The organism is Paenibacillus sp. J31R120 (genome assembly GCF_056269225.1).
The window spans coordinates 24,054-46,898 of the sequence record NZ_JBWDNN010000016.1 but is presented as its reverse complement, the minus strand read 5'-3'; the positions used below and the strand labels follow the sequence as shown (position 1 = coordinate 46,898).

The following is a 22,845-nucleotide window of genomic DNA, read 5'->3' as shown; positions in this document are numbered from 1 at the left end:
CTCCCTATTCGGATTGGCTTGACTTCATTATAATGAGGGAAATGGCTCTCGATGAGGTCCAATTGAATCGGAATTTGAGGAACCAATGATGGGAGAATCGGTGTATGTATGGCATAATGATCGACAAAAGCTCCGCGTTATCCGCAACAAGACAGCTATGCATGCAATTACGGGCCTTGATTGAAACTGGTCAGCTGACAGAGGGCACGCGCTTGTTGCCCACCCGTACGCTGGCGAAAGAATGGGGAATTGCCCGCAATGTCGTCATTGAAGTATACGAACAGCTGACAGCTGAAGGTTATTTGGAATGCCGCGTCGGTTCGGGCACTTATGTAGCTGAAGGAATCATGCTGGCTCCTAGAGATAGGGCAAGTATCGTGACTTCTGAAGTCCCAGTCTCGAGCACGGCACACGCTGGACGCTCGGATATCATCGATTTTGCGACCGGTATTCCGGATTTGGAATTGTTTCCGAGAACGGCATGGGCGAAATATGTGAGAAACGCAGCCGAATCGATTGCGGATGCAGAGCCAGGCTACGGGGATATTCGGGGAGACTGGAATTTACGTTGTGCGATCCGAGACTATGTATTCCGGGCCAAGGGCATACAGTGCTTGCCTGAGCAGATATTTATTTGCTCGGGCGCCTCGGAGGGGCTTATGCTGACAGCCTTAACTCTATCTTCAGACTTTCATTCTATCTATATGGAGAATCCGACCATCGAATTTACAAGGGATATCTTCGAGCAGTCCCGCTACAAGCTTGTCCCTGTAGAGGTAGATGGGAACGGCATGAAGATGGAATCTCTCAATCGGTTTGCGCCCGGTCACTTGGCTCTGCTAACGCCCTCGCATCAGTTTCCTACCGGAAGCTTGTTATCGATTCAGCGCAGGCAGAGGGCGATCCGGCTGGCGGAAGATGCCGATTCCTATCTGATCGAAGACGATTATGACAGCGAATTCCGGCTAAGAGGCATTCCTGTTCCGCCTCTGCAGACGTTGTCTCCATCCCGTGTCATCTATGTCGGTACGTTCAGCAAGACCTTGTCGCCAAGTCTGCGCATCGGCTTTCTAATTGTACCTCCCGCCCTGATGGACAGGTTTGCCGATAGGAAAGCCAAACTCAATATGTTCACCCCGCTTCTCATTCAAAAAGCATTGGGCCAGTTCATTCAAGACGGCCAATTGGACCGCCATATTCATGCAATGAAGAAGGTATACCGAAAACGGAGAGCGTTGTTGAGGGAACGTCTCCATGATGTTTTAGGGGATGAAATATCGATTCTGGGCGACGAGGCCGGCATGCATGTTATGGTTCAATTTCATTCCAAGCGACTTGCGCTTCTTCCTTGGGGAGATACAGCCCCTTATGGATTTCTGATTGAGTGCTCCGTTGATTATTGTTGGTCTGACCGACCAGATGAAACGGGAATTGTGCTTGGCTACGGCAATCTGAGCGCCCAGAAGATCGAGGAAGGCATGCGTCGGATACAGAAGTTTGTGGGTGAAAATTAAGAACAGGCTGCGTTGGCAGCCTGCTCTCTGCTATGAATAGCTATTTAAAATAAAGGCTCCTGCGTCTATCCCTCCTGCTGCCCCTCGATCAACTGAAGAGCGCGATACAGGAATGTCGCCGCTTCCGCTCTGCTGGTCGTACTCTTCGGCATCATGTAGCCGTTGGAGCCCGTAACCAGCCCATGCTTGAGCATCGTTGCCACGCTGTCCGCAGCGTATGGCGCGATCTGACTCGCATCACGGTAACCCTCAAGCGTTGAACCGGATGCAGACGGCTTGATTGCCCCCGTCGATAGCAGCGCTCGGGTCAGCATAACCATAGCGTCCTGGCGGCTGATCGGCTCACGAGGGGCGAAGTTGACCCCATTCACTCCCGAAACGATGCCGAGCTGCTTGGCGATGGACACCGCATCGTAGTAATAATCCTTCGGTTGCACATCAGCGAATGTCGAGGTAATCTCGGCGCGCAGGTTAAGCATGTTCACCAGCATCAGGATAAAATCAGCTCGCGTTACCTGATTGGCGGGGCTAAAGGTACCGTTTTCAATCGAGGTACCTTGGACGATGCCTCTCTCGGCCAGCTTCTCAATCGCCTCACGCGCCCATTCATGCTTGCCAAGATCAGTGAACGCAACTGGCTTCGCGCCGCCGATGGCATAGACGCCGACATGATCGATGGAGAACCGCAGCACACCTTTGTCTTTATCATACGACACACCTTTGATTGCAGTCGCGCGGTCGCCCGTCAACTCGTAGGCTTGCAGCTCAGACGCTTGCTCTCCCGCCTTGAGCGAATACGGAATCGCAATCGGGATTGGCGCCTCCGAATTGCTCCAAGAGAGAGCCTCCCCATCCAGTTGCAGAGCAACTTGCACGATCGGCCTATTTCCAATCCGTCCCGCCGCTTCGTTGCCGCGATACTCGCCCGCATGATCGCTTATTGTAACGAGCAACTTCCCGGCATTCGCCTTGATTCCAGCTAGCATATCTCCGGTCAAAACAAACTGGGCGTACGGTGTGGCGATATGCAGAATCAGATTAGGCTGGTCCGTCAGATTAGCCGCAGGAAGCTCCAGCGCATAGCTGCCAGCCGCATTCGACGGCTTCAATTCAAGATGAACATGCTTGTCGCCGTTGCTGTCTGCCGCTGCCCTCTGAATGGCGGCATTCAGATCCGACGCTCCGACCGAAGCCTTGGCCTTTTTGCCGTTAAGCATCGGGACGAGCACGGCTTTGACTGAACCGTCCGCTTGCAAGCTAAACGGATCCGGCGCCGTACCCCCTTCACCACTACCTCCGCCATTGGAAGGCGGCTTGCGATATTCGAAAGCGGTCAGCTCAGGAGTCGTCATATCATCCGTTTCAAGCTCAACCTTATACATTCCTTGCGCTTCTCCGGTCAGCTTGAAGGCGATCCGGAAGCTTCCGTCATCCTCGGTGTCCGTCTGGCCGGTATATTGGATCTTGCCGCTCGGGTCGAGCACTTTGACATACACATGCTCCTTCTTCCCGTTCATGACCAATCCGTCGATCGTGACATTTTTCGAAGTGACATCTACGGCAGCTCGAATACCGTCCAACGTCTTGATCTCTTGCTGCAGGGCAAGATCGTACACGCCGAATTCGTAGAAGGAATAACCGTAGAACGTTGCCCGATTCAGTCCCTCAAACTTGATATATCTTGCCGTCGTTGCCGGGAAAACCAGCGTGTTCTTGCCGTCCGCCGCTTTAACCACGCCATTGTCGCCGACGTTCAAGGGACGCCACGTCTGATTATCATCTGAGACGCTCATACGGTATTGGTCCGCGCGTGCATATTCCCAATCGATGCGGATCGTATCGAAGGTTTGCTGGCCCTCCAGATCGACCTGGAACCAAGACGTATCGCGCACTTCACTCGCCCAACGCGTGGCCGGTGCGCCATCTAGCGCCTTCCCAGGCTCCAGACCAGCCGCTTCCGTCGAGGACGCCTCTGCTTGTTTATCTTGTGCGATGCTTCCAATCTCGTAATACACGCCTTCCTTCAGCGCCGTATAAGCGCCTTCCGACACAAACTCAAGGCTTTTCGCCTCTTCCAGCTTCGCATTGAATGCCTGCAAATAGCGCTTGGCTTGCTCAGGATCGCTCTCTTGCGTACGCTCCATCATGATCAAGGCGTTGCGCATAGCGCGGTTCGTGTCGGCATCACTCAGCTGATTGTTTTCCGCGTACTTGTCAACCAGGGCTAACAGGCCGTCTGCGCCCAAGCGAGCCTCTATTACATATTTAACTGTCTTGGATGTGGCAGCCGCCACCGTTAACTCCAGCACATGCTTGCCCGGCTTGCCCGTCAGATCCATCACAGTTCCTTCGATATAAGGTTTGCCGTCATACTTGGCCGTTACTTTGACGATCCCGCTGTCGTCATCTCCCGGAATGGTCCAGGTGAAGGCCGCTTGGGTCGTATCGGGCACGATCGTATGCTCCGAGATCGGCTGCCCGTTCATGAGCGCTACAACATCAGGCGGAGCAGCGTCTTGCTTCTCATAAGTGCCTTTCACGAATTGATATAGCCAATCGTAGAGGACGCGGGTAGCAGGGTCCTCGCTTTTCGCCGCGCTGTAAACGGCGTTGTTGCCTTGATAGTAAGCTTTATACCCTTGCTGCATCAGCCCTGTATCCACGCCGCTGTTCAAGTAATCGATGAACCGCTCGCGGAAGACGGCGTCGTTGATCATCCGGTCATCGAACTCCAGCTCCAGCGACATGCCGTACCGTTTCGCCATATCCGCTGTATCTTCCAGACGCGAGAGTTCCATTTTCTCGAAGAAATAGTTCGGCTGCAGAGATACGGCATCGATGCCGACATCCTTCCACATGAACTTCTTATAGGCCAAAGAGTGAGGAATCCAGAACATCTTCAGGTCAGCGTTATGAACGATGTCGCTCGCCCTCTTGACCATCTCCGGGCCTGTGACATGCGTACTGATTTGTTCCTCCAGCCAATACATGCCGACGAGCTCCAGGTTCGAGTAGCCCGCAGCCGCCCATCTGGCCTCTACTTCATCGGTCCACCACTGAATCGCTTTGGCCCGGTTGTCCAGCGATGCGGCATCACCGACTGCGCTAACATCGAAGTTCAGACTTTCACCGTCAATGCTGCCGAAATCGGACTGATATTCGCCCGGATCGGGAATCATCAGAACAACCTTCGTCTTACGGTCGGGCTCGCCAAGCTTCGCGCCTACCTCGACCGTCGCCTCGTTCAACGCGCTCATATCGCCGCCGGCGTTAAACGTTTTATTCAAATACCATTCCCATTCCTCTTTTCTGGCTTTGCCGGCTGCGTCCGTCGCTCCAAAGCCTCTGCCGTTCTCCGACGTCAAACCCAGATACAGCACGCCGTCGAACAGCCAATCAACAGGCTCCCCCTGCTTGTTCACATAGCTGATATTAGGGATAACCCGTTCCTTCGTCCAAGTTCCTGTGCCGTCCGCGTAATGCCCGTTATACAGCAAGCCCAAGTTCTCAATCCCGCCAGTAGCATCCCCAGGCTGCTGAAGGCCGTAAGGATCAGGCTGCACTGTCTGAGCTCCGTCGATCAAGCCGTCCGCGCCGGTAATCGTCACCTCGTCGATCATGCTCCATGCCTTCGGATGCACGGAGAACACCACTTTCACATACTGAGCGTACACAAGCCCTTCGGTATAATCGCCACGCCCCACAACTCCGGTCTCCGGACTGCCGTCCCATGTATACGTCTCGATGTTGGTCTGATCGCCCCATAGCAACTGTGTCGCATTATGGGACAATACGCCCCAGTTCACCCCATCGTCCGATACGTAGAATGAAACGGTGAGCGGTACGAGCGTTTCGTTGTTCGGCCAATCGTGCAGGAAACGCGCGTTCACTTCCTGGATCGTCTTTTGCTCGCCTAGATCAAACACAACCGAACGGGATTTTTTGTAGCGGTGGCCCACCCAGTTGCCGCTGTTACGCGACGGGTCAGCAGCATTGCCGTCCGTCAGCTTCGTCCCGTCATCCGGGAAAGCGTCCTCCGGCTGATCCGACCATGTGTACGTTTTCCCTTGAGCCAGATTATAGAACTCGGTGCCTTCTCCGCCCGGCTCCTCCGCATACACGGATGAGATCAACGATAACAGCATGACGTGGACAAGCAGCAAAGCAGTCAATACTCGTCTTGTTTTCACCTTAGCTCACTCTCTCTTTCTATAAGAAATTAGTTCTGGTCCTGCGCCTGCAACTCTTCAAGCGCATCGAGCATGTTCAGAATGACGACCACAGCTTCAGCCCGCGTCGCCGAGGCGGCCGGCGCAAACCGGTTGTCCCCGCGCCCGCTCATCACTCCCGCTTCCTGTGCAGCTGCCACATACGGATTCGCCCAAGCCGGAATTTGGTCTGCGTCCGTGTATGAAAGCTCCGAACCTTCCATAGGCGTGAGGCCCAACCCGCGAACGATCATCGCTGCCAGCTCCGCGCGGCTGATTGAAGCCTTCGGACGGAAGGTCCCATCCGCATAGCCGCTAATCAGGCCGAATTCCAAACCTTGTGCAATATACGGCTTCGCCCAAGCTTGAATCGAGTCTGCGTCCATAAAGTCGAGTGAGCTGTCCCCTCCTTGCAGCTTCAACACTTTGACCAGCATGACGACGAATTCGTCCCTGCTGACCGTCTTATCCGGCTTGAACGACCCGTCCGTATAGCCCGCCACGAATCCAAGCTCGGCGGCCCGCTTGATCGACGCTTCTGCCCAGTGGCTCGCAATATCATTCAGCCGGACCGTTGTCGATCCTCCAGACTCCCCGCCATTGCCGCTGCCGTTTTCATTACCATTGCCATTGCCTGGATCTCCACCTCCCGAATTCGAACCGCCGTTTTGGCCTTCTTCCGGATCTGGAGTTACTGGAGTCGGAACCCATCCACCGCCGCCAGAGCTGGACAGCGCTTTGATTTTGATCTTGAACGTTTTCTCTGCCGAAGCTTCTCCCTTGCTGATCGTCGCGGTCAGCACAACCTCCATGTCGCCTGCCCCGCCTGACGGACGCTTCAACAACTGTCCGTTGGCATTCAGATAGTCGGGCTTCGAGCTGCTCCATACGATGCGCGTGCCCAGCTGTCCTTTCTGCGGAAGATAGAGATTGGAGGCTATGCTTCCGTTCACATTCAGCTCAATCAGGCCCATCACGTCTTCGATCGTTAGACGATCGCGTGCAACGCTCAGCCCGGCATATGCCTGCTCGGCTTCAGGGCGTGACAGCTGTGCGGTCTGAATAGCCGCAATCGCTTGGCCCATCGCTTGCTGAAGCTGTGCCCAGCCCTCTGGTGAGTAGTTGCCCTCTACGAGCTTATCGCCCTCGATAGCCGTCAACAGGTCGATAATCGGCCGTATATTGCCGAGCTTATATTCCTCGCCGTACACTTCAAATTCCTCAAAGGAATAGCCGAATATGGTGGCCCTGGACACGCCTTCGAACTTCACGTATCTGGCCGGCGTACTCTGGAAGGTGGTCACGACACGTCCCGGCTTGCCGTTAATCTCGCCGTTGTTGTCCTTCACAACGTTCGTCCACTTCTCTTTGTCCTCGGACACGAGAATGCGGTATTTCGAACCGTAAGCCGCTTGCCACAAAATCGATACGGCATCGATGTTCTTCACTTCACCCAGATCCACCATGAACCAGGTATCGTCCACCCAATCGCTGGACCATCTGGTATCCCCTCTGCCGTCCACCGCTTTGTCCGCCGTGTAGGAAGAGGATTCCGGCTGCGAGGATTCTGCTTGCTTATGCAAGGCCAGATTCCCATGCAAGTCGATGTAGGTGTTTCTTACGACAAATTCGTCAATCAAGCCTTTGAAGGCGTTCGTTGAACTGCCGATTTTGGCGACCGGAAAAACGAACGTTTCCAGCTTGGAGCCGTCTTTTAGCGTAGCCGTATACTCGCTGCCGTTAATGAAGATGGACGTCCCCGTGTCGTCGCCGGTCATAATCACATGCGTCCAGCGGTCGGTCGGCAGCTTGTAATTAAATTCACTGACGTAATTTTCTTTTGTGATGGCAATTTTGCCGCTGCCCCCGATGTTGTATTTCAGCCCTCCATCCGGGGACTCCAGCAGCACGGCCCCCTGCGGATTGTCAGCATCCGGCTTGATCCACATGGACATCGTCCATCCGAACCCGAGCGTGCGAAGCGGCGTTTCCACATAGCTGGCCCCGCCTTTCAGCCTCACTGCTTGCCCGAAGATTCCCTTCTCCGTGCTTGCATTCACCGCGTTGCCGTCAAAGCCGTTGCCCGAACGATCCGCGAAGCCTTCGTCGAAGGTATAATCCAGCACGATATGGCGATCATTGCCGACTTGAAGCTTGTGCGACAGATGAACACCCGGCGGGTCAGCGTATCCGGCGGCATCCGCCTGGAAGCTTTCGAAGTTCCGGTCAATTCGATTGCCTCTCCACAGCTTCTCCGCCAACGCTTGCATGGAAGGCAAGATGCGCTGATGCGAGTCCGCCATGGAGACGCCCTTCTCTACGGACACATCGTTCCAGAGCGCGAACATGCCGCCTTTCACCTGTGGGTGCGCATATGGAAGCTTTGTCTCCAGCCAATCATTAGGCTCCCATTCGTTGTAGATGAAATCGTAATTTAGATAGTTGCGGTACAGCTGCGGAACGATATAGAGCAAATTCGTGTTAGTGTTGATAATGTCGTAGCCGAGCTCAACGGCCTGCTGAGCGCTTCCGTAAGGCTCATACCAGATGTCCATTGTCGCATTGCTGCTGACCGGCGTCGTACCGTCGTATGCAGACAGGCTGCCCCACAGACGGGCGCGTTTGCCTTTGCTGTTAATGTGGTTAAGGAGCATGTCCGCGTACCTGCGGAACGCCTCCTTGTCATCACCGAAATATTCATCCGTGCCTACGTGTACGTCCGGGCCGACGAAGGTCGGATTGCTGCCATCCAAATATTCGTCAAAGAGCTCCTTGATGAAGTCGATCGTCTCTGGACGATTGATATCCAGCTGATTGTTGCTGCCCAGCCGGGAATCGTAGGCGATGAACGCGCCAGAATGGCCCGGCGTATCGATCTCCGGTACGACGTTTACGCCGTATTCCATCCCAAGCAGCTGCAGCTCTCTGAATTGCTGCTTCGTGTAGAAGCCGTCCTTGCTCGTAATGCCCGGGAATTTCTCGCTCTCCAGACGGAAGTAGCCGACATCGCCGACATCATCGTTTAAGTGAATCTGAAACCGGTTCATCTTATAGTAGGACATCAGCTTGACATAGTCCTGCAGGAACTCGATCGTATAGAACTTGCGAGCTACATCGAGCATGAAGCCTCGGTCTGGATATTTTGGATAGTCGCGCGATTGCCCCTTGGGCATCGATTTATGATCGGCAGCGTGGCCAAGCAGCTGCAAGATCGTTCTCGTGCCGAACATGACTCCTGTCTGATCGGAAGCAGCGACAGTAGCATACTCGCCGATATTCAGCTCATACCCCTCAGTCCCGAGTCCCGCTTGCGCGTCATCCAACGCCAAGTAGATATCTCCTGCCCCAGGAGAGCCAACTGTTACTGTCAGCGGCAGCTTCGTTAAATCTAACAGGTCCTGCTGCAAAATGTCGGCCGTCCCCCGCAGAACCGCCTCATCCTCCTCACGAATGACGATTTTGGATTTGTTCGTCAAGCGGAATTCACCAGTTGCGCCCAGCCACTCTCGCAAAGATGGAATGACGCGCGGCTCCGGATTCCGGTCGCTCGTCTGCTTATAGAGACCTGGCACAGTGACAAGCGCATTATCCGTTAGGAGATATGCCGGATCGCTGTCACTCTGGATTTGCAGCAGCAGCTGAACTTGAGTATCGACAAGCGGCGCATGAATATTGCCCTGCGCGTCGATCACCGGCAAGCTGTCTGTGTTCACCAGCGACAGCGTATAACCATCCGGTACAGAAGGCAGGTTCAACTGAGTGTCACCTTCGGAGACGACGATGCCCTTTTTGGCCTCCTCCATGATTGGCTGCAACTGCGGTCTGCCTTTGTATACCTCGAATTCCCAGAAGGAGTATCCGTAATAGATACCCTCAATAGGACGTCGCGTCACTCCTTTGAACTTGACGTATTGCGCCAGTGTCGGCTCGAAATCGATCGTATCAAGGGCTGGTCCGCGGGCGACGAGCACGCGGTTGTCCGCGAATACGTTCCTCCAGGTTACCGCATCGTCAGACACGAGAACTTGATATTGTTCCGCCGGAGTCTGCCAGTTGATGATTACTCTTCCGATTTCTACAGGCTCGCCCAGATCAACGTAGAACCACTGGTCGTCCGTTCTTTCCGATGACCAGCGGCTTGCATTCTGGTTGCCGCCGTCGACCGCTTTCTCCGGCCCAAAAAAATCCACTTCATTCGACGACGAATAAGCCATCTTCCCTAAAGCCAAATTCCCTGTTGCGGCGCTGGACCTCTCCGAAGGAGCGGCAATCATTATGAAAGCGGTAACAAAAAGTGTTAGAAAAATAATCCCATGCCGTAAACGCACTATAATACCTCCCCGTTGTACTTGCACGAATGAATCAAGCTTGTCGCATTGCCTTTCATGCTTATTAGCTGCAGCAACTTCATTATAAGTAGGGTGGCATTCAAGCATCGATATACTTATGTTTACATTCGATATACAAATGTGGACATTTCCCCTCTTCACTCCACTTTCACAGCTTGAAATCGGCAGGTCATCCTTAAAATGTAATTGGGCAAAGCCGCAATCTATTGCTGGAGCCGATGGTTTCTTAAAAATGAAAATCCCAATGAACAAATCGTTCATCGGGACTGGTTGTGAATTTATTTTGTGACAATAAGAGCTCCGGCCCTGCTGCTGCTTTTTTTAAACAGCAAGATGGCAAGAAGTAAAGCTATGCTTACAGCGGCAAAACCCAGCCAATTCAAATACAGGACAGACGAACGAGTGATGACAAGCCCGCCTAATCCAGATCCCAGCGCAAATCCAAATTGGATGAATGAGGTATTTACGCTAAGGGCAATGTCCGGATTCCGAGGCGCCAGAGTAACCAGATAGAGTTGCTGGGCAGGGGAAATGCTCCACGTTGCTAACATAAAAATCATGATAACCAAGATTAATACAAAGAGATTCACACCCGCTAGAGCGAATAAAAGAAGAGTCGCCCCTTGCAATAGGAGCCCGAGACAAATGGTGAATTTCGATCCCTTTGCATCTGCCAATTGTCCGCCGACTCTTGATCCGACAAAGCTGCAAATTCCCGCCAGGAATAGAACACCGCTAATTTCGGTTATCGAAAGAGAGGAGGTCGCTTGCAAGTAAGGCGTAATATAAGTGAACAGTGTAGAATAGCCGCCGACATAAAATAAAGTAATGGCCAAGGCGATCAGAATGGTTGAATTCCTTAACATAGAGAGTTGCATTCTAAGGGTAACCTTTTCTTCTTCTTTGATTGCCGGAACCTTTTTATAGATGATAAGTAAAGGAAGAACGCTTAATATACCAATTAAAATAAATAGGACTCTCCATCCAAACAGCTCACTAAAAAACGTGCCAATGGGAACACCAAGCACTAGCGAGCTGCTAAGCCCCATCAATATCATACCGATGGCATTGCCCCTTTTTTCTTTTTCAACAAGTCGTGTCGCTACTGCCATGGCTACTACGGTAGTCATTCCTCCGCTAGCCCCTTGAATAATCCGTACCCATAGTACGGTTTCATAAGCAAGATCTGCAAGCATAAGTCCGTTGCTCGCAATAAACACACTAAGGGTGGTCATCAGCAGCTTCTTGCGATCTGCATTAATCGTTAATGCGATTAATATTGGAGCGATAATAGCCGCTGAGAGAGCGAACACCGTCACCATTAACCCCGCTTCGGAAGTCGAAACTCCTAGGTCCAAAGCGATCATTTCTATGACTCCCGTAATAATGTATTCAATGGTTCCGATCAGAAAAACAGCCAGCGCCAGAACATAGATGATCCATTTATTTTTCAATTCCCCCGACTCCTTCTCCGGTTATCTATTTATAATTGGAATTTGTATTTCCATGAATTGCGCATCTTGCTCTGGAGATAATGGCAAATAGATTTCCCTGCTATATTCATTTTCCTTGATCTGATAGTTATTTTTTTCTATCCAAGTAGCTAAATAAACACAGGCCGTACCAGCAAAGTGAGAGTTTGAATGAAAAGCCAATGTAGCCATCATCGGCTCAGGAGGAAGGGTCCGCATTTGAAAGGAGTCTGGCAATAATAGCGGATCACAGGTTAAAAAATATCCGACTTCAAACTCAAACTCATCTTCTTTTCCGTCTATTTCTTTCCACAACACCACCTGCGGGCCTTCAGTCAATTGGCGAAGCTCCTTTGTTAGTAACTGGTTAAACTTATAGAACAAATTTGGAATGTCCTCTTCTCTCCCGCATGCCTTCTGAAAAAGAAACAGCCTGGCGCCTTCTGATTTGAATCTGACTTCTTGTCCGCTTTCGACCTGCCCCTCTTTTTCGATAAGCTGCATACGCTCCTCAATCCTGGCGAGCTTGGCTTGTTCCGTGTCGATGATTTGCTGGATTTCGCTTCTTTTCAGCTTAAACATCCCTTGAATATTCTCCAAAGTGATTTCTTCCTGGAGCAGCTGCGTAATTTGCGGCAATGTGAAGCCCAATTCCTTATACATCAAGATTCGGTTGAGCTCCAGTAGCTGATCTGCGGAATAGTAACGATAGCCAGTATCGTGATCCACCTTTCTCGGCTTTAATATGCCGATCTGGTCATAATAGCGCAATGTTTTTAAGGAGATCCTGCTTAGCCTGGAAAATTCACTGATTTTAAACAAAATATCAACTCCAATCTATAACATAAGGCCAGTATATAGTTTCCCCTGCAGGGGAAAGTCAAGGATGTGCGATTTATTCAAAAAAGTTTTCTCATACCGATTGTAGCACTAGCTATGGCCAAGCTGTCTTTTAGCGGACAAAAAGGTAATCGGAGCTGAAGACACAAACAGGAACTAGTGGACACCCCTATTAATAATGATTATCATTATTAATTATGTGAACAATAAAATCGTCAGGAGCCCTATCATGCAAATAAACTCGTATTGTTATCATTTGACGGGAATGGACCGACTGGAGAATGACCATGAACTGCCTATTTCGTTCTGCTCCGAGCGGTATTCGCTGATTCTGATATTAAGCGGCAAGGGGCAAATCACGATTGGTCACGATACCGCAGCCCTCGGTCCGCGGAAGCTTTACTGGTGCAAACCGGGTGAAGAAATCGCAGTCCAGCCGGCATCGCGGCAGTCCGTATATCTGTATCGAATTTTATTTGATATTATCCGATTGCCCATGGGCAAGGCAGGAATAGCCGAACAAGGCGACAACCCTGTTTTGGCGTGGGAAAAACGCGAATTGACGCTCTCCGATCCCGGCAAATCATTCCGGGTCGCTTACGATATGTATATCCATAGCTGCAAAGAAGCTTCAGAGGTAAAGGGAAGTTCTTTCAAGGTGCAGTCCTTGTTTTACGAATTGTTGGACATGATCGCTAGCTGTCATTCAGACGAAGGCATCCCGAATGCGAGGATGGAAGACATTGTTGCCTATGTGCGCGCGCATTATGCCGACGATCTGCCGCGGAACAAGCTTGCATCCATGGCCGGCGTGCATCCCGATCATTTCTCCAGATTGTTCCGGAAAACAACGGGCAGCAGTTATGTCGACTTTGTCGCCAATACTCGTATTTCCAGAGCGAAAGAACGGCTGCTGGCTACGAAAGAAAGCTTGATGGAGATCGCGCGGAAAGTCGGATATAAGGATGAATTTTATTTCAGCCGCAAATTCAAGCAGAAAGTCGGAACCGCGCCTACGATATATCTGAGGAAACCAAAAAGCATTTTCTCGCTCGCGTGCAACTACACGGCCGGGCTGCTTGTCGTCGGATATATCCCTCCGATTGGAAGCTTGACTCCCTGGATCAGTCAGCGCTATGGCACTGTGCTTCGTCCCGGGACGTTCAAGCCGATTTACTGGGATACATGTGACATTCGCCGTTTGAAAGAAGAACCGCGCCCAGACGTCATCTTGTGCCACGATAAGCAGTATGATGCGGAGCAGCTGGAGCTGCTTCGCGAGATCTCCCCTACGCTGCCTATTCCGATCGGGAGCATGGACTGGCGGGAGCAGTTCATGACGGTGGCCGAACTGGTGTGTGAAGCCGTGAAAGCCCGTCATTGGCTGGAACGTTACGATGCTTGGATCGATACGACTGAGCAACGCTTGACCCGCCATATGGATCCCCGTGCGACCGTTCTGATTCTGGAGGTGTGGGCCGACGAGCTAATGGTGTTTGGTGATTCGTACGGCAGGGCCGGGCATATTGTGTACCAGTCGTTCGGCATGTCGCCACCGAAAAACGTCAAAGAGGGCGTTATGGCAGGAGCCGGCTACCAATATATCGGAAAGGAGCAGCTATCCGAGTACGACGCCGATTATCTGTTTCTGATCGTTCACGAAGACCGGGCGAGCCGGCACACAGCCGACCAGCTGCAGAAGAGCGAGCAATGGCGTGCGCTTAAGGCGGTCAAAAACGGCCGCGCTTACGAGTTCGACGGAGGCATGTTCTACGGTTATGACCCCGCTTCGACCGAGGCGCAGCTGCTGCAGATCGAAAGCCGCCTATCAGATTCCTCCAAATAAGTGGATCAGAATCGTTCATGTACAGTTCGATAAAAGATTGGTATCCTATTGTTGATAATGATTCTCATTATCTGGCATAAACCAATAGAGAGAATTCGTTAACTAACCTTGAAACGGAGTGGAGTCAGGACTTATGGAACGTATTCGTTCATTCTTCCTTGTTGCTTTATGCGCAATCGCGTTTGCTGCGCTTATGAGCGCTTGCGCAAGCGGCAACAAGGATAACAAGCAGGAATCGGGGCAAAAGACGGTCGTCGACGACGCCGGTAATCAGGTCGTAATACCTGCCCATCCGCAGCGTATCGTTGCGCCCTATTTGGAAGATCCGATGGTCGTGCTCGGCATCAAGCCGATTGCCCAGATTTTATACGGCAATGTCGAACAGAATTATTTGAAGGACCAGCTATCGGATGTGGAGATTATCGATACGACCGATGGCGGGCTTCCGCTGGAGAAGCTGGTCGAGTTGTCCCCCGACTTGATTATTGTAGGTAAGGGGATGGCGGCCGAAGGCGCGTACGAACAATACGCGAAAATTGCACCGACCTATGTGATCGACAATCTGGGCAAAAACTGGCGGGAAACGTTGCTTGATCTAGCCGATCTGCTCGATAAAAAGCAGACTGCGACGAAGAAGCTCGAGGCCTACGATCAACAAGTGGAACAGGCGAAGGAGAAAATCCGGCAGAAGGTCGAGAACAAGACGGCGGCGATTGTCGTGCTATCGGAGAAAGAATTTTATACGATGGGACATGTGCAGGGCGGCAGGCTGTTGTTCGACGAGGTTGGCGTTCAGCCTCATCGTCTGACGCCGTCGCAAGAAGAGTGGAATACCTTGTCCCTAGAGAAGCTGCACGAGCTGGATGCCGACTACATTTTCATCATAAAGACGGAACGCTATCAGACCTCGGAGCTCGAAAGAAGCTCGCTGTGGACGAGCCTCCCTGCTGTCCGGGAAGGTCGAACGTACGAGGTCGAATCCGGTATCTGGCAATATTCCGGCTTAATTTGCAACGAGCTGGGATTGGCCGACATCGTGCAAGCCATCTCGGCAGAATGACCGGTTGACGGTATACAGGGAAGAACCTGACAGCTATCTGTCAGGTTCTTCTGAAATCAATGGGATAATCGGCACTTATTGCAGGGAGACCGTATCGCCATCCTTCAAGCCTTCAATCACCTCGGTTTTATCCGTCGTCTCCAGGCCTGTCTTGATATCTCTGCGCTCGTATTGGCCCGATCCGTTATCCAGCATGACATAGGCAGAGGACTGATCGCGCATGATGGCTATCGACGGCAGCGCCAATACATTTTCCTTGCGGCTGGTCTCAATATCGCCAGTGAGCGAAAGCCCGGCAATCAGATACTCGCTTGGCTCAAGGGAAATGATAACCTCAAACTGCGCTGCTTTATTCAGGCTGTCCTGATCGGTTCCCGTCTTGGCAAATTTGGAGACATGCTTCACGGTCCCGGTCAGCGGCACATCCTTCATCGCACTCATTGTCACTTTCACATTCATGTCCGGCTTGATCCGGAATACATCCTGCTCTCCGACGAGGGCGGTAAATTGCAGCTTGTTCAGATCGACAATCTTGCCAATATATTGATTGTCGCTAAGCGCTTGCGGCTTGTTCGCTGCCGAATCGAACAAGAAGATGCCCGCAGCCGAAGCGCGGAATTCGGAATCCTTCAGCTTCAGCTTTTTCTGCTGCAGCTCCTGACGCTGTATCGAGCTGCGCACGCCCTCCAATTCCTTCGTCAGCCGCACAATCTCCCGATTGGCGAGTAATTTCTTGCGGTCCTCGATCGTCACTTCAACTCCAGCCGCCTCGGTATCGAGCTCCGCTATATAAGACTGCAGCTGAGCTTCCAGCTCGGATTTGCGAAGCTCCGCCTCTTCACGTGTAATCTGGTTCTGCAGCTCAGTTTGGTCCAGTCTGAACAGCACATCGCCTTTGTCCAACTGCTGGCCGTCCTCGATCTTCCATTCCGTTACCTTGGAGCTGAACGGAGCATAGACCGGCGTCTCCTGCTCATACAGCGATTTCCCCTTGACCCGTATCGTGTGGGCAAGCGTCTCTTTCGTAACCTGGAATGTGATAGCACCGGATTCCATTCCCAGGTCGACGATCGGGGCAGGCTTCGACATGAAATACAACCCAAAGCTGATTCCGGCAAGAATGATGGCGATAATGATCCATTTTATTTTTTTCTTCACTTTCCCTGCTCTCCTTCTCTCATCCCGCTTAGAATTGGCAGCTGCAAAGCTGTGTAAGCCTATGAGTGCAGCCCGTATCCCCTCTGTATCCACCGTCCCGGCAGGGCATCTTATGCCGTGCCGGACGGATATCGAGTCTCTAATCTCGCTTAATGGCGGTTAAAGCATCGGTCCGCGATGCGCTGAGCGCCGGATAGATGCCCGATATAATGCCTGTCATGATCGCAAAGGCCAGTCCGACCGGAATGGCTGTATACGGAATAAAAATCGATATGTCCGTCTCCCCGTTGTTCAATGACAGAATGAGCGCGTTGATTCCCCATACAATCCAGTAGGAAAACATAATGCCTAGCAGCCCTCCCAGCAACCCTAGCAGGGCTGCTTCCACAATAAACATATTGCGAATCTGGGACAAATTGGCTCCCAGCACCTTCATAATGCCGATCTGCCGGCGGCGCTGGTAAGTTGACATCGTCATAGCGACAATAATAGAGATCGAGGCGATAATCAAAATAAAGACGCCCGCACCGATCGCAATCGCCTTGAACACGGCGAATTGCTCTTCCAGCTGCTCCTTCTGCAGCAGATTCGACTGCGTCGACACGGTAAGCCGCTGTAGCTGCTCCTCGACCTTCTTTACGTTTTGCTCCGCGTCCACCTTCACCTTAACCGAGTTGTATGTAGTTGTGCTGTTCTGGACCGAAGCAGGTATCAGCTCCTTGCGCAGCTGCTCGGCCGTTTCAATCGAGATGTAAATCTTGCGGTCCTGGGCGATGGAGGTATCACTGAGGCTCTTGGGCTTCTTCAGCACGCCTACTACCTGTAAGGGAGCGCTCGTAAGCAGCTTTCCATTTTCGTCATACTTCAACAGCTGAATCTGAGTCTGGTACACGGCCGTCGGTATGACCATCATATTGCGGTATTGCTCCTGTGCGCTTCGATCATTGGCTGATCGTTCCATCGCTTCATACAGCTTGCCTCTGGTCTCCTCGTCCATCAAGCCCATCGTGGCCCCATAACTGAGCACTACTGAATTTGTATCGACGCCGTCGGCCTTGCCCTGCGCAAAGGTCTCGCCGAAGTTCTCCAGCCGGGTCAGATCAGTAGCGACCACCTCGGAGTAGCCCTTCTTGCCGTCCGCTGTCGTCATTTCCAAATAATCAAATGTCTGATAGGGCGCAACAGCCGTCACATGCTTCATATTGCGCATAACCTCGAGCTTCTGATCCGTCAGCAGCCCGCGGTTTTTCGCCTCATCGCTGACCTGATCGGGGTCGCTCTGGCCCGGCAAGGCGCCGGAATTGGGCATGACCGTGATCTCATCCATTTTCAGAAAGCTGTTCAGCTCGGATTCGACAATCTGCTGCGTCGATTCGCCGATGCTCATCGCCAATATAATGGCGGCACAGCCGATGGACAAGCCAGCTGCGCACAGCATGGTCACGACCTTGCGCCGCCGCACCTGATCCCAAGACAGCCTTGTCAGATCGCTGATTCTCAAGCTTGTACCTCCTCTGCTTCCGCTTGGGCCTCGCCAGCCGGCATTGACGTCTCGAGCTGTCCGTCCCGCAGCGTTATGATCTTCTGCGTTTGCTGCGCCACCTCGCGCTCATGCGTGACAATAATGAAGGTGGTGTTCATCGTCTGGTTAAGCCGCTTGAGGATCGTCAAAATTTCTTCCTCCGTTTTCGTATCCAGGTTCCCGGTCGGCTCATCAGCGAAGATAACCGAAGGCTCGGTAATCAGCGACCGGGCGATGCTGACCCGCTGCTGCTGTCCGCCCGACAGCTGGGACGGGAACATCTCGGCCTTGTCCGGGATACCGACCTGCTCGAGCAACTGCAGCGCCTTTTGCTTGCGGACGGAGGGGCGGGTAGAATGAAAAACAAGCGGCATCTCGATATTTTCACGCACCGTCAAGTTCGGCAGCAGCTCATAAGCTTGAAATATAAAGCCGATATGCCTGCGGCGGAACTCGGCCAGCTTGTTTTCGTTCATCTTGACAATGTTATGATCGGCGATGTAAATTTCGCCTTCGGTCGGCTTCATCAGCCCCGCCATCAGATTGAGCAGGGTCGACTTTCCTGAGCCCGAGCTGCCCAGCAGCGCAATCATCTCGCCCTTGCGGACGTGAAAACTGATGTTCTGCAGAACAAGCGTGGTCTCGCTGCCATTCTTGAAAGCATGGGACAAGCCCTCTACACGAAGCAAGTTCTCCACTCCTTTATATGAATCTCTCTAGCGTAATCGGCTAACGCCGCCTTTGAACGGCAACTACGTTTCGCGTAGAAATATAAGCCTTGTATAAGAGTGAAGCTTATACAAGGCTTATATCTCAATAAATAGACGATACATCCGGCGTCAGCCCCTGCGTTTATACGAAAAAAATTTCCGCAATATGCCAGTCCAGTTGCTACGCCTATTTTACCAGAAAAAGCATCCCGCGGACCGACAAAAAGCCCCCCTATAGTTTCATCGGTTAAACACCGGTTTTTTCCAATATATACTATAAGGGGTGCACTACAATCACAGGGAGGCTTTATTTCCTTCTTTTCTACATTTTGAACTTGTCGATTTATGCCGTTTGCTGTGACTTTCCGTAGTATACTTTTATCACAACAAACTAAAGGAGTAATAAATGCTTGATTCTAATCCTAATTGGCTGGCACATTGCACAGAAATAAAAGATTTAGCCAAATCATTATTTCAAAAATTAACGATACATCTTGATCGTGCGGCTCTCTTATTGATTACGGATGGCCAGACCACTCTATCCATTAATGGGCACAATGAGCATATTGTATTTGGACATTTAATTGCCCTTGAAAGCGGTGCGGTTATCCAGCTTACACATACAAACCGTCTTGATTGTTCAGGCTATTTAATTAGCTTTGAGCTGTATGATACAGAAATGAAATCAACCTGTGATTGGTCTATCGGTACCACGAATGGTTACTACATTCAACGAGTGCCTGAAACGTTCATCGCAAATATTCGCCTATCGCTCGTTACAAACACAGACCATCCCCACATCACCATTAAACAGTTTATTTTATACAGCTTGTTGAAAGAATTACAGCAAGAGCGACCAACAGATGAATTCACACTGGAACAAAGAATTGAACATACTCTTATCTATATGCAACAGAAATATAACCAAATGATAACAAGAGATGAACTGGCAGCTATCGCTGGATATAGCCCATGGTACTATTCGAGAAAGTTCATTGAGTTATATGATAAAACGCCGATAGCTTATTTAATTCATTATCGTATTTTCCGCGCACAAGAAATGCTATTAACAACAGATGATTTATCACAAAATATCGCCAAAAAAGTTGGTTTTGATGATGTGCAATACTTTAGTCGGCAGTTCAAGCACATTGTTGGCCGCCCGCCTAAGCAATTCAAAAAGACCGTTGGTGAATATCGTATTTGCTTTCTCTCACCTGCACACGCAGAAATTGCGATTGCATTAGGTGTTGTACCTCATTGTGTTACTGTGACTAGTTCCCTGACTCCCAAGTATCAGAAGATTCTTTTTCATGAAGTTGGCACAACCCTTTTAGAAATGCCTCAATATGTGATTCAACAAGACATAATTGTACAACAACGGCCCGATTTAATTATCGGCGTCGACTTAACAGAAGAGACAAAACAACATTTCCAAACGATCGCCCCTGTTATCACTGGGCTGACTTATGATTTAAATTCACTCATTCGTTATTTTGGGCAATTGTTTAATAAAGAGAATGAAGCTGCACAAATCATTCACGAACTTAAGACTCATGCAGATGTTCTAAAAAATAAAATACAGCATCATATTGCAAAGGATGCTACTGTACTTTACTTGCGTGTGGAGGAGCTCGGTTACCGCTATATTGGTGAATCTTCTAGCGACTCGGCTATCCTGTTATATCAGGAACTCGGCTTGCAAATGCCTGAAATATTGCGCGGAAATGATAATAGTTTCAACATATGTTCCCTGCAACAATTAGCGGAAGCCAATCCTGCTTATTTGTTTATTGAAAAACGCATAATGGATTATTATTCTGCCGACCTTAGCTTAGCTGCTTTACAAAAAAGTGAGCAGTGGGCAAATTTGAATGCTGTGAAAAATAAGCGTGTTTTTTATGTGGATACGGGTTTATGGATTAACAATTGCAGTGTGTTTGGCAAAAGGAAAATGATGCAACAGATTGAACAATCGATTTTAGATCGTGTTGGCCCCAAAGCACAATAATCCAATTTTTAAGGCACTTTACGCTATAGCAGGCACCCGCATTACCTGTTATTATCTGATAGTGATAATCATTATCAAATAATAAGGAGCTGTCATTCATGCAAAAAACGACGCAATATATACTGATTATGTTAGTGGCTTTAACATTAGTTGCTTGCTCAAGCACTAACAAAGAAAGCGGAAATGAGGCAAAAGAAAAAAGTGAGCTTGCAACGCGTGTTGTAAAAGATGCCTACGGTGAGGTCACGATCCCTGCCGAACCTAAAAATATGTTAGTCCTTCGTTCTAACTATGCTGAAAACTTAATTAAAATCGGCGTAATTCCTCAAATGGTGACAATCATTGAAGAAATTGAACCTGAGTATCGCTTTAAATTATTTAATGACAACAATGTTAAGATCATTCCGACTAAGCAATATGAGGAGAATTTTGAAGTTATTCTTGAAGCAGCGCCAGATGTCATTATTGCTGAAGGCCCAGCTATCGATGCTGTAGCCTACGAGGGTTTAAGTAAAATTGCCCCTACTGTTGCTGTTGATGCCGGCGTTGCCATACAGGATTTCGTTCCAGTGCTTGGTAAACTGTTCGATAAAGAGAAAGAAGCTAAACTTGCTCTCGAGAATTTTAGAGAAAAAATAGAAGACACCAAAGAGAAACTGCACAATGCTATAGGTGACGAAAAAATTCTCGTAATACGTGTAGAACAAAAGCAATATCGTGTGCTAGGCACCGAAAAGGGCAGCCCTGGCAGTGACATGCTATACACTCAACTTGGATTAAATATTCCAACTAAGTTGAAAGATCATAATGATTGGTTCACGCCCATTTCCTTAGAAGTTTTACCTGAGCTTGACGCCGACCATATTTTTGTCGAACAACGTCAAATGCAAAACTATAGCAGTGAACAATCCATGAAAGATTTAGAGAATAGTCCGATGTGGCAAGCCATGGATGCTGTGAAAGCAGGCAATGTCTACCCATTAAAAACAGCAGATTACGTTGTAGGTGAAGGTTTAGTTGGCTCTCCGCTATTCCTTGATTATTTAGTTGAAAAGTTGGTGCCCTAAATGGAACAAGAAATCTTTGATGTCATTATTATCGGTGGCGGCCCAGCTGGCATGTATGCTGCCTTTTACAGCGGCATGCGTGAAATGAAAACAAAAATAATCGAAGTCAAACATGAATTAGGCGGGTTTATGCGCACCTATCCTGAGAAATTAGTTTGGGATGTCGGCGGCATTGAGCCTGTTCGCTGTGAAGATATTATTCACTCCTCAATCAAGCAAGCGATGACATTCAATCCAACTATCGTATTTGGTCAAGAAGTTGTTGGCATGGAAAAACGCGATGACGGCATTTTCGTCTTAACCGCTAGAACAGGCGAAAAACATTATACGAAAACGATTATTATAGCTACAGGACGCGGCATTACACGCATTCAGAAACTAACGGTTGAAGGCGCTGACCGTTATGAACTCAACAACCTTCACTATACGGTAACGAACATTAATAAGTTTAAAGATAAACGTGTACTCATTTCTGGCGGAGGCGACTCAGCTGTAGATTGGGCTATTGAGATGGCTCCTATCGCCAAAGAAGTGTACGTCGTTCATAGACGGGATGACTTTAGTGCCTTTGAATCGTCTGTCACGCGCATGAAGTCTATCGCAACCACCTTTGTTCCTTATACGATTTCTCGTTTACATGGCAACGGTAATAAAATCGAACATGTCACCTTACAGCATGTTGATTCAAAGGAAACGACCAAAATTGAAGTAGATGAAGTGCTTGTCAATCACGGATTTGACCGACACTTTGGCGGTGCCATTATGGATTGGGGCTTAGCCTCTGAGGAATGGGGCATTTCCGTTACACCCAAAATGGGCACAAGCATGCCAGGCATCTTTGGCGCAGGAGATTGTGTTACGAATGACGGGAAAATAAGACTGATTGCAGGCGCCTATAACGATGCTGTCCTCACTGTAAATAGCGCCAAATTATACCTTGATCCTACAGCATCAAAGATGGCTGGCGTTTCTTCGCACAATGACCGCTTTGCTGAAAAAAATGACGCGTTACAGCAAAAGAATAAAGGTCTAACTGCACATAGATGATAGTATCTTCCCTGTAACTAGGGAAAAGATTGAGTGAAAAG

At 50.1% G+C, this 22,845-nt stretch carries 13 protein-coding genes; 6 read left to right on the top strand and 7 right to left on the bottom strand.

Translation table 11 applies throughout. The features are described from left to right. Window positions 1-104: 104 nt before the first annotated feature. The gene (pdxR, locus tag AC0YNW_RS29090; RefSeq protein ID WP_475834797.1) at window positions 105-1,514 is read left to right on the top strand and encodes a MocR-like pyridoxine biosynthesis transcription factor PdxR; all 1,410 of its coding nucleotides are present in this window, start codon (window positions 105-107) and stop codon (window positions 1,512-1,514) included. A gap of 65 nt (window positions 1,515-1,579) precedes the next feature. Here the strand turns inward: pdxR and AC0YNW_RS29085 are convergent, their stop codons facing one another. The 4 genes from AC0YNW_RS29085 to AC0YNW_RS29070 form a co-directional block, all read right to left on the bottom strand. After that, a complete protein-coding gene (locus AC0YNW_RS29085; protein WP_475834796.1) occupies window positions 1,580-5,704 on the bottom strand; it encodes a DUF4855 domain-containing protein in 4,125 nt (1,374 codons plus the stop codon). Between the two features lie 29 nt (window positions 5,705-5,733). Then, the gene (locus AC0YNW_RS29080) at window positions 5,734-10,050 is read right to left on the bottom strand and encodes an S-layer homology domain-containing protein (RefSeq protein WP_475834795.1); all 4,317 of its coding nucleotides are present in this window, start codon (window positions 10,048-10,050) and stop codon (window positions 5,734-5,736) included. A gap of 299 nt (window positions 10,051-10,349) precedes the next feature. Then, complete coding sequence (locus tag AC0YNW_RS29075) at window positions 10,350-11,525, bottom strand: MFS transporter (protein ID WP_387470624.1); 1,176 nt, start codon at window positions 11,523-11,525, stop codon at window positions 10,350-10,352. Window positions 11,526-11,546: 21 nt separating this feature from the next. After that, window positions 11,547-12,365: a MerR family transcriptional regulator gene (locus AC0YNW_RS29070; protein WP_475834794.1), complete on the bottom strand. Its 819-nt coding sequence runs from the start codon at window positions 12,363-12,365 to the stop codon at window positions 11,547-11,549. Window positions 12,366-12,612: 247 nt separating this feature from the next. Here AC0YNW_RS29070 and AC0YNW_RS29065 point away from each other — a divergent pair, with 247 nt between their 5' ends. After that, window positions 12,613-14,229 (top strand): AraC family transcriptional regulator, encoded by a 1,617-nt coding sequence (locus AC0YNW_RS29065; protein ID WP_475834793.1) that lies wholly within the window; start codon window positions 12,613-12,615, stop codon window positions 14,227-14,229. A gap of 133 nt (window positions 14,230-14,362) precedes the next feature. Next, window positions 14,363-15,289, top strand: a complete 927-nt coding sequence (locus AC0YNW_RS29060) for an ABC transporter substrate-binding protein (protein ID WP_475834792.1) — start codon at window positions 14,363-14,365, stop codon at window positions 15,287-15,289. A gap of 75 nt (window positions 15,290-15,364) precedes the next feature. Here AC0YNW_RS29060 and AC0YNW_RS29055 read toward each other — a convergent pair whose 3' ends face one another. From AC0YNW_RS29055 to AC0YNW_RS29045, 3 genes are all read right to left on the bottom strand, one after another. Continuing rightward, window positions 15,365-16,447, bottom strand: coding sequence for an efflux RND transporter periplasmic adaptor subunit (locus AC0YNW_RS29055; protein WP_475834791.1), 1,083 nt, complete (start codon window positions 16,445-16,447; stop codon window positions 15,365-15,367). 139 nt (window positions 16,448-16,586) lie between these two features. Then, the gene (locus AC0YNW_RS29050; protein WP_475834790.1) at window positions 16,587-17,948 is read right to left on the bottom strand and encodes an ABC transporter permease; all 1,362 of its coding nucleotides are present in this window, start codon (window positions 17,946-17,948) and stop codon (window positions 16,587-16,589) included. After that, window positions 17,945-18,658 (bottom strand): ABC transporter ATP-binding protein, encoded by a 714-nt coding sequence (locus tag AC0YNW_RS29045; RefSeq protein ID WP_475834789.1) that lies wholly within the window; start codon window positions 18,656-18,658, stop codon window positions 17,945-17,947. Before AC0YNW_RS29045 ends, AC0YNW_RS29050 begins: the two co-directional genes overlap by 4 nt. A 427-nt stretch (window positions 18,659-19,085) precedes the next feature. Between AC0YNW_RS29045 and AC0YNW_RS29040 the strand changes: the two genes are divergently transcribed. The 3 genes from AC0YNW_RS29040 (at window position 19,086) to AC0YNW_RS29030 (ending at window position 22,804) form a co-directional block, all read left to right on the top strand. Further along, the gene (locus tag AC0YNW_RS29040) at window positions 19,086-20,690 is read left to right on the top strand and encodes an AraC family transcriptional regulator (RefSeq protein ID WP_475834788.1); all 1,605 of its coding nucleotides are present in this window, start codon (window positions 19,086-19,088) and stop codon (window positions 20,688-20,690) included. Between the two features lie 98 nt (window positions 20,691-20,788). Beyond that, window positions 20,789-21,757 (top strand): ABC transporter substrate-binding protein, encoded by a 969-nt coding sequence (locus AC0YNW_RS29035; RefSeq protein WP_475834787.1) that lies wholly within the window; start codon window positions 20,789-20,791, stop codon window positions 21,755-21,757. Next, on the top strand, window positions 21,758-22,804 hold the full coding sequence (locus tag AC0YNW_RS29030; protein WP_475834786.1) for an NAD(P)/FAD-dependent oxidoreductase: 1,047 nt from the start codon (window positions 21,758-21,760) through the stop codon (window positions 22,802-22,804). The last annotated feature ends 41 nt before the right edge of the window (window positions 22,805-22,845 follow it).